The following is a 6,889-nucleotide window of genomic DNA, read 5'->3' as shown; positions in this document are numbered from 1 at the left end:
CGCTCGACGCTCGACGCTCGACGCTCGACGCTCGACGCTCGACGCTCGACGCTCGGGGCTCCGGTCGGCTTCTGGCGCTGTGCCGTGCCGGTCGGCTTGGCGACCGCTGTGACTCGACCGAACTCGCCGTTCAGGGGCTGTCACTGAGCACTTCCCACCGATTCCTACTCCAAGCCGAAGTCGGCGAGGAACACGGCCGGTCTGAGGATGGCGACCTCGCCCCAGCGGCCACGGCTCAGGAGGTGACGATCCCCGCTGACGATGAGGGCCGCCCCGGCAGCCTGCGCGGCCTCGAGCGACACGATCATCATCGTCGGGGTCGTCCGCGATGACGCTGACATGCTCGACCGGCTCGATGATCTCGTCGCTACGCACGATCTGGGCGACGGCAGCCCGCACGTAGTCGTCCTGCCACCGCCGTTCAGCGACCTCGGGGCGTAGCTCATCGACCTCGCCTCGCAGGTCCTCGCGGAGCGGGCGTGGGCCCCGAACGCTCGTCGCAGCCGTTCGAACTCGACCGTCTGGCCGTGGGCGTCGCCGAGGAGCGCGCTCGAACGCCGTGCCCGCGAGGGCGCGCTCGACCGCCGGAGCCGTCGGCAGGCACTCGATCGGCTCGAGCAGCTCGCCGAGACCTGGGACGAGGTGACAGACCTCCTGCCCGTCCGTCGACGTGCGACCTCGCTGCTCGCACGTCACTCGATGAAGGCGGCCGATGCTGGCCAGCTGGCCGCGGCCCTCCTCATCACCCCGAGGACGGTCCTCCGTTGCCGTTCGTGTGCCTGGATCAGCGGCTCGCTGAGGCTGCCGAACGCGAAGGCCTGCGTCCGGTTCCCGCACCCGAGGACAGCTGAATCACGTCGATGCTGCAGTGGGGTACGACGCGTGCCGTCACGCTCGGGCGTCGCTCGCGTCGCTCGCGTCGAGCCGACGGCGCCCGACCTCGAGGCTCGCCTGCTCCGCCGCGACCCGGCCCGCCGACCAGCCGGAGCCGTTGCTGATCGAAGTCGTCTTCTGTACGAGCTCGGGGAAGGCACCACGCGCCGCGGCCTCCACTCGGTCGCCCCGAGCTGCCAGCACCGGCAGGAGCCGGCCGTCCTCGCCGGACGCCGCGACCTGCTCCTCGGCCGCGCGTCGCAGCCGCTCACCGATGTGTTGGCCGAAGCCGTACAGGAACGATCGGCGGAACGAGCGTGTCCGCGATCGGCCGGCGGCATCGCGACGTGGACCCTGTCGGACCATCGCCGCCGTCGCCTGCGCCAGCAGGGAGGTGGCGAGCAGCTCGACCGCGTCGAGGTCGTGGTCGTAGCCGAACACTGTGATCCAGCCGAGCCCGCTCGAGTACACGACCCGGCACCGGTTGGCCCCGGCCACCTGCGCGATCAGGTGGGCCTTCGCGTCGGCGTACGGGTCGTCCACGAGGATGCGCCGCAGCGACGGGTCGCCGACATCATCGACCTCGTGCAGCAACGCCTCGTCGATGGCGTGGCGAGCGATCAGCTCCTGCGCTTTGGCGGTGAACGCCTCGGCCTCCTCCTCGAAGCTCGTCGCCTCGGCCTTCGCCAGCAACGCGCGGACCCGTCCGAGCATCCGAGCGTCGAGGTGCCCCGTCGCCGGGACCGGCCGCGTCCCGCGCAGGTCCGGGCCAGGCATGGCGTGGGGGATCGCTGGGAGCCGGTTGAGCAGACCCACCACCTCGACCAGGCACCGCAGCCGGTCCATGTCCAGCGCCAGACGCGCCGTCGCAGCTTCGTCGAGCTCATCCAGCTGGTCCGCCCAGCGGGGGTGGAGCGACTCCCCACGTCGCTGCCGTGCTCGCCCGTCGGCGACCGCCTGCTCGGCGACGACCTCCACGTGGACCATCGTGAGCTCGCGTGATACGACGTGCACGAGCTCGGCCGGCGCCCAGCCACGCGACCACAGCTGCGCCATCACGGCGGCGAGGGTCGCCTGCGCCGCCTCGAGCGCCGGGTGCAGCCGGTCCGTGAGCGCGTCGAGGAGCTCGGCGAAGCGTGCCGGTTCGTGCCCCCACGCGGCGACGGCCGCCTCCACCAGTTCCGCGACGCACGGTGGTTCCTGTGAACCCGGTGATCGGACCGGTTCGGGACGTTGGTGGCGACCGTCGGACGAGTTGGTGTCACCGGGTCGTCGAAGCGGCGGTCGGGACGCACGTTGCTTGCGGCGCTTGGCCGCCCGTCGTTGCTGGTTGTTCCTGCCCATGAGGCCATGCTGCCACACGACCACGACACCGAGGTGCGGGCGGGGCCGAGCACTGTGGACGACTCAGCCGCGCTGATCCGTACCTCGATGGACCAGGGTGGGGAACAACCACGCTCGAGCGTGATGACGGCCGTGGGGGCCAGGAGCCCCGCACACCACGCGCGACTCTCGGCCCGCGACCGTGACTCAGTGCCGCTGGTCGAGCGCTTCCGGGGGAACGCGGCGAACGTCGGGCAGCCCATCGAAGTCGGTGTCAACGGACACGATCGCCTCGAGGCCGTGAACCGCGCAGGTAGCCGCATGCAGCGCATCGCGGGCGGACAGCTCCGCTGCACTGCGGAACCGGACGGTCGCATCGGCCATGACCGCGCGATCGACCGGAACGAGCGTCCCGAACAGGTCGAGGACGCTGCGGGCCATGCGCACGCCGATGTCCCGATCGCCACGTGAGAACCGGTGGAGGATCTCCTGCACGACCTCGGTGGAGACGACGGCGTCGAGGTGCCCGTCCGCCACCTGCTGGAGAACGGCGCGACAGGCCTCACGGTGGGGGTGGGCGGCACCACCGGCGTACATGATGACCGAGGTGTCGATGAGCAGGGTCACCGGCTCGCGCCCTCGACGATCTCGTGTTCGAGGACCTCCCAATCATCGACCGGGGCCTCCAACGCGTAGAGGTCGGCCAGGGCACGGCGTCGACGCTCCGGGGTCGCCTGCTGGCCGTAGTCGTCGATGGCGTCCCGGATGACGGCACCCACGGAACGCGACGTGCGGGCGGCGATGCGCTCCACCTTGGTGCGCTGCTCGGGGCTGAGCAGCACCTGGGTTCGCTCGGAGTAAGACATGCACACACCATACCATGCACGCATAGGAGCTGTTCGGGCAGACCAGCGGGCGGCGAGGTACCGCCCGAGGGAGGACCTTCACGCCCCTCGCACCTCAGCGATCAGCCGAGTGGTCAGAACGGGTTTTCTGGACGAACGTCGTGTGCGCTGGACGCCCTGAATCGCGCTCTTCGCCGGCAGGTTTCGGGGTTCGAGTCCTGGCGGCGCACCATCCACGAGGGCCCGGGCATCGGTTGCCCGGGCTCTCGTGTTCCCGACCCGAGGAGTCTCGTGCGCCCCCCGTTCGAGGAACTGGCGTCGGAGCCCACCCCGATGGGCGTCATCAGCCTGCGTCGCCGGATCGAACCCTCGCGACAGGTCGACGTCTATGAAGCCAAGCTCGGCGACGAGTTCCTGATGTCGAGCCTGTTCACGGTCGCCGAGATCGAGCTCGCCCGGCTCGGGCTGGCCGCCCTCCCCGAGACGGAGGACCTCGACGTCCTCGTCGGTGGGCTCGGGCTCGGTTACACCGCGTTGGCGGCCCTCGAGGACGACCGCGTCCGGTCGCTGACCGTCGTCGAGGCGCTCGCCGAGGTGATCGGTTGGCACGAGGCGGAGCTGCTCCCCGACGCGGCGGGGCTGGCCCGCGACCCTCGGACCCAGCTGGTGCAGGCGGACTTCTTCGCACGGGTCGGCACCGATGCGGGGTTCGACCCGGACGTGCCCGGTCGCCGCTTCGACGCCATCCTGGTCGATATCGACCACACCCCGCACCACGTCCTGCACCCGAGCCACGCCGGCTTCTACCGCGCGGACGGCCTCCAGCGGTTGCAGGACCACCTCACGCCCGACGGCGTCTTCGCGCTCTGGTCCGACGACCCGCCCGACGAGGACTTCCTCGCCGTCCTCGGGCAGGTGTTCACCCGAGCGGACGCACACGTGGTCGCGTTCGCGAACTTCCTCACCGGCGGCGAGTCGGCCAACACCGTCTACGTCGCGCGCTGACAGAGCGGACGGTGCGTCGCCCGCGGCCGACCCGGGCGCGCGTCAGCCGCCCCGCGGCGCGGCTGGCACGTCGAGCCGCCGACCGGTGATGCTCTCGGCGCGGACACGCAGCAGGTGCACGTCGTCACGGTCTCCGAGCGCCCACGCATCGAGCTCGCGGTCGAAGCGTTCGACCTCGTCGGGCTCCTCGAGGGGTTCGGCGAGACCGGTGACCAGCACGCTCCAGCCGGTGCGCGACTCCGGGTCGTGCTCGTCGATCTCGAAGGCGACGGGTCGGCTCCGGTCAGCGCCGTCGAGCTTGGCGCCTGGTGCGCTGCGGATGACCACGCTGGTGCCGTCGAGCACGTAGTTGACCGGCACGATCACCGGTGAGCCCGCGTTCACGAGCGCGATACGCCCCACCCGTCGGGCACCGAGTAGCTCCAGGCACTCCTCGTAGCTCAGCACCTCGAGCCCGTTGCGGTCCCGCGCGACCGTCTCTCCCACGTCACTTCCCTCTCCTCGGCTCCGGCCCCAGACTGCCGCTCACCCACCTCGGCCGACTAGGGGCGTTCCGCCCCACCTGCCCGGGACCCCACCCGCACGCGGAGCTGGCCGGACGGCCGCAACCGTCCAGAGGTGCTGGTCCTCACCGACGCAGACGCCGCTGCACCGGATCGGCGGGCCGTGACCCTGGTGTGACCACCAGCGCGTCGAGCAGTTCGCGGGTCGAGGCGGCGACCGCATCGATCGCCGCCTCGAACACCTCGTGGTTGGCCGCCGCGGGGGTGCGGTAGCCGCTGAGCTTGCGGACGTACTGCAGCGCCGCGTCCCGGACCTCGTCGTCGGTCGCCGGCGGTTCGGCACCTCGCAGCTGCTGGATGCTCCGGCACACGATGGCTCCTGACGCGGTTCGGCTCAGCGGTAGGCGGCCCGCTTGTACTGGCGGATCGAGAGGGGGACGAAGATCGCCAGGATGATCGCGATCCACAGCAGCGTGTAGAGCACGGGGTTCTGCATCGACCACGCGTCGGACACCGGCATCATCGGGCTGGTGTTGCCGAACAACTCCCGGACCGCCTGGGTGACGGTGGACACGGGGTTCCACTCGGCGAACACCTGCAGGGGACGCGGGAAGGTCTCGAGCGGCACGAAGGCGTTCGAGATGAACGTCAGCGGCATGATGACCATGAACGAGGCGTTGTTGATGACCTCGACGCTCGGGACGAGCAGGCCGACGTAGCCCATCACCCAGCTGAAGGCGTACGCGAACAGCAGCAGCAGCAGGAACGCACCGAGGGCGTCGAGGAGCGAACCGCGGATCCGCCAGCCGACGAGCAGCCCGGTCAGGCTCATGATGATGATCGACAGCACGTTGTAGACGATGTCCGACGCGGTCCGTCCGATGAGCACGGCGGAGCGGGACATCGGCAGGCTGCGGAACCGGTCGATGATGCCCTTCTGCATGTCCTCGGCGAGGCCCGCCCCGGTGAACGTGGCACCGAACACGACCGTCTGCGCGAAGATCCCGCCGATCAGGAACTCGCGGTAGCTGACGTCGCCGCCCGGGTCGATGGCGCCACCGAACACGTAGGCGAACAGCAGCACGAACATGATCGGTGACAGCAGGACGAAGACGAGCACCTCCGGGACCCGCTTGATCTTGATGAGGTTGCGCTTGGCGATGACCGAGCCGTCGACGAGGGCGTGGGTGAGGGCGCTCATCGGGCCACCTCCTCGGTGGTCGCAGGCACGATGTCGGACGTGTCGGCCCCCGTCGGGCGGGACTCGGCGACGTGGCCGGTCAGGGAGAGGAAGACGTCGTCGAGCGTCGGACGTCGCAGCCCGACGTCGAGCACCTTGACGTCGGTGGTGTCGAGCTTGCGGAGCGCGGCCATGAGCGATTCGGCGCCGTTGCTGATCGGCGCGGTGAGCGTGCGGCTCTGGTCGTCGACCTGCACCTCGCCGACCGCGACGGCCGCCAGCGCGTCGCGGGCGATCGGGATCTGATCGACCGCGCCGACCACGAGCTCGATGCGTTCGCCACCGACCTCGAGCTTGAGCTGGTCGGCCGTGCCGTGCGCGATGGCCCGGCCGTGGTCGATGACCACGATGTCGTCGGCGAGCCGGTCGGCCTCCTCGAGGTACTGGGTGGTGAGCAGCAGCGTCGTGCCGTGGCTGACGAGCTCGCGGATGACCTCCCACATCTCGGTGCGGCTGCGGGGGTCGAGACCCGTGGTCGGCTCGTCGAGGAACAGCACCGTGGGCTCGGCGACGAGCGCGCCAGCGAGGTCGAGCCGGCGACGCATCCCACCCGAGTAGGTCTTGACGGGGCGGTCCCCCGCGTCGCTGAGGTCGAAACGCTCGAGCAGTTCACGGGCGCGCTCGCGCGAGCGCGTCCGGCCGAGGCGGTACAGACGGCCGACCATGTCCAGGTTCTCGAACCCGGTGAGGTGCTCGTCCACCGCGGCGTACTGCCCCGACAGGCCGAGACGTTCGCGGACGCCATCGGGGTCAGCGAGCACGTCGATACCGGCCACGGTCGCGCTGCCCTCGTCGGGCAGCAGCAGCGTGGTCAGGATCCGGACGGCGGTGGTCTTGCCGGCCCCGTTCGGTCCGAGGAGGCCGAGCACGGTCCCCTCCGGCACGTCGAGGTCGAGCCCATCGAGGGCGATCACCTCGCCGTAGCGCTTGACGAGCCCACGGGCTCGGATGACATCGGTCACGGTGGTCCCCTGACGGGCTGCGGTCGACGGAGCGCGGGGGTGCGCGCGTCGCAGGTGACGCTACGGAGCGTGGCGGACAGGGACGGTCCGCGGTGGGCGTGCGAGCCGGTCCGGGTGCGGGGCGGCGTCGCGTCCGGT

General features: G+C 70.7%; 9 protein-coding genes. 1 reads left to right on the top strand and 8 read right to left on the bottom strand.

Annotated features, from left to right (window positions below):
• Nucleotides 1–164: 164 nt before the first annotated feature.
• From WEB03_RS16130 to WEB03_RS16115, 4 genes are all read right to left on the bottom strand, one after another.
• Entirely contained in the window at nucleotides 165–341 is a 177-nt protein-coding gene (locus WEB03_RS16130) for a hypothetical protein (protein ID WP_368071947.1), read from the bottom strand.
• A gap of 547 nt (nucleotides 342–888) precedes the next feature.
• Complete coding sequence (locus WEB03_RS16125; protein ID WP_368071946.1) at nucleotides 889–2,049, bottom strand: DUF2786 domain-containing protein; 1,161 nt, start codon at nucleotides 2,047–2,049, stop codon at nucleotides 889–891.
• A 354-nt stretch (nucleotides 2,050–2,403) separates the two neighbouring features.
• The gene (locus WEB03_RS16120) at nucleotides 2,404–2,823 is read right to left on the bottom strand and encodes a type II toxin-antitoxin system VapC family toxin (RefSeq protein ID WP_368071945.1); all 420 of its coding nucleotides are present in this window, start codon (nucleotides 2,821–2,823) and stop codon (nucleotides 2,404–2,406) included.
• The gene (locus WEB03_RS16115) at nucleotides 2,820–3,062 is read right to left on the bottom strand and encodes a hypothetical protein (RefSeq protein ID WP_368071944.1); all 243 of its coding nucleotides are present in this window, start codon (nucleotides 3,060–3,062) and stop codon (nucleotides 2,820–2,822) included. Before WEB03_RS16115 ends, WEB03_RS16120 begins: the two co-directional genes overlap by 4 nt.
• Before the next feature lie 270 nt (nucleotides 3,063–3,332).
• Here WEB03_RS16115 and WEB03_RS16110 point away from each other — a divergent pair, with 270 nt between their 5' ends.
• Entirely contained in the window at nucleotides 3,333–4,046 is a 714-nt protein-coding gene (locus WEB03_RS16110) for a spermidine synthase (protein ID WP_368071943.1), read from the top strand.
• A 42-nt stretch (nucleotides 4,047–4,088) separates the two neighbouring features.
• Here WEB03_RS16110 and WEB03_RS16105 read toward each other — a convergent pair whose 3' ends face one another.
• From WEB03_RS16105 to WEB03_RS16090, 4 genes are all read right to left on the bottom strand, one after another.
• The gene (locus WEB03_RS16105) at nucleotides 4,089–4,532 is read right to left on the bottom strand and encodes a pyridoxamine 5'-phosphate oxidase family protein (protein ID WP_368071942.1); all 444 of its coding nucleotides are present in this window, start codon (nucleotides 4,530–4,532) and stop codon (nucleotides 4,089–4,091) included.
• Nucleotides 4,533–4,674: 142 nt separating this feature from the next.
• Nucleotides 4,675–4,920, bottom strand: coding sequence for a DUF2277 domain-containing protein (locus WEB03_RS16100; RefSeq protein WP_368071941.1), 246 nt, complete (start codon nucleotides 4,918–4,920; stop codon nucleotides 4,675–4,677).
• A gap of 23 nt (nucleotides 4,921–4,943) precedes the next feature.
• Nucleotides 4,944–5,750 carry an ABC transporter permease gene (locus WEB03_RS16095; protein WP_368071940.1) on the bottom strand — a complete coding sequence of 269 codons (807 nt, stop codon included), beginning with the start codon at nucleotides 5,748–5,750 and terminating at the stop codon, nucleotides 4,944–4,946.
• Nucleotides 5,747–6,751, bottom strand: coding sequence for an ATP-binding cassette domain-containing protein (locus WEB03_RS16090; protein ID WP_368071939.1), 1,005 nt, complete (start codon nucleotides 6,749–6,751; stop codon nucleotides 5,747–5,749). Before WEB03_RS16090 ends, WEB03_RS16095 begins: the two co-directional genes overlap by 4 nt.
• Between the last annotated feature and the right edge of the window lie 138 nt (nucleotides 6,752–6,889).

The organism is Nitriliruptor sp. (genome assembly GCF_040882075.1).
Classification (GTDB): Bacteria; Actinomycetota; Nitriliruptoria; order Nitriliruptorales; family Nitriliruptoraceae; genus Nitriliruptor.
Note: the sequence above shows the minus strand (reverse complement) of the source record. Positions and strands in the feature narration are given on the sequence as shown.

Bases quoted from the DNA above. Each gene is read 5' to 3' on its own strand.
- WEB03_RS16130 (WP_368071947.1), bottom strand. From the start codon at position 341: ATGTCAGCGTCATCGCGGACGACCCCGACGATGATGATCGTGTCGCTC.
- WEB03_RS16115 (WP_368071944.1), bottom strand. From the start codon at position 3,062: ATGTCTTACTCCGAGCGAACCCAGGTGCTGCTCAGCCCCGAGCAGCGC.
- WEB03_RS16095 (WP_368071940.1), bottom strand. From the start codon at position 5,750: ATGAGCGCCCTCACCCACGCCCTCGTCGACGGCTCGGTCATCGCCAAG.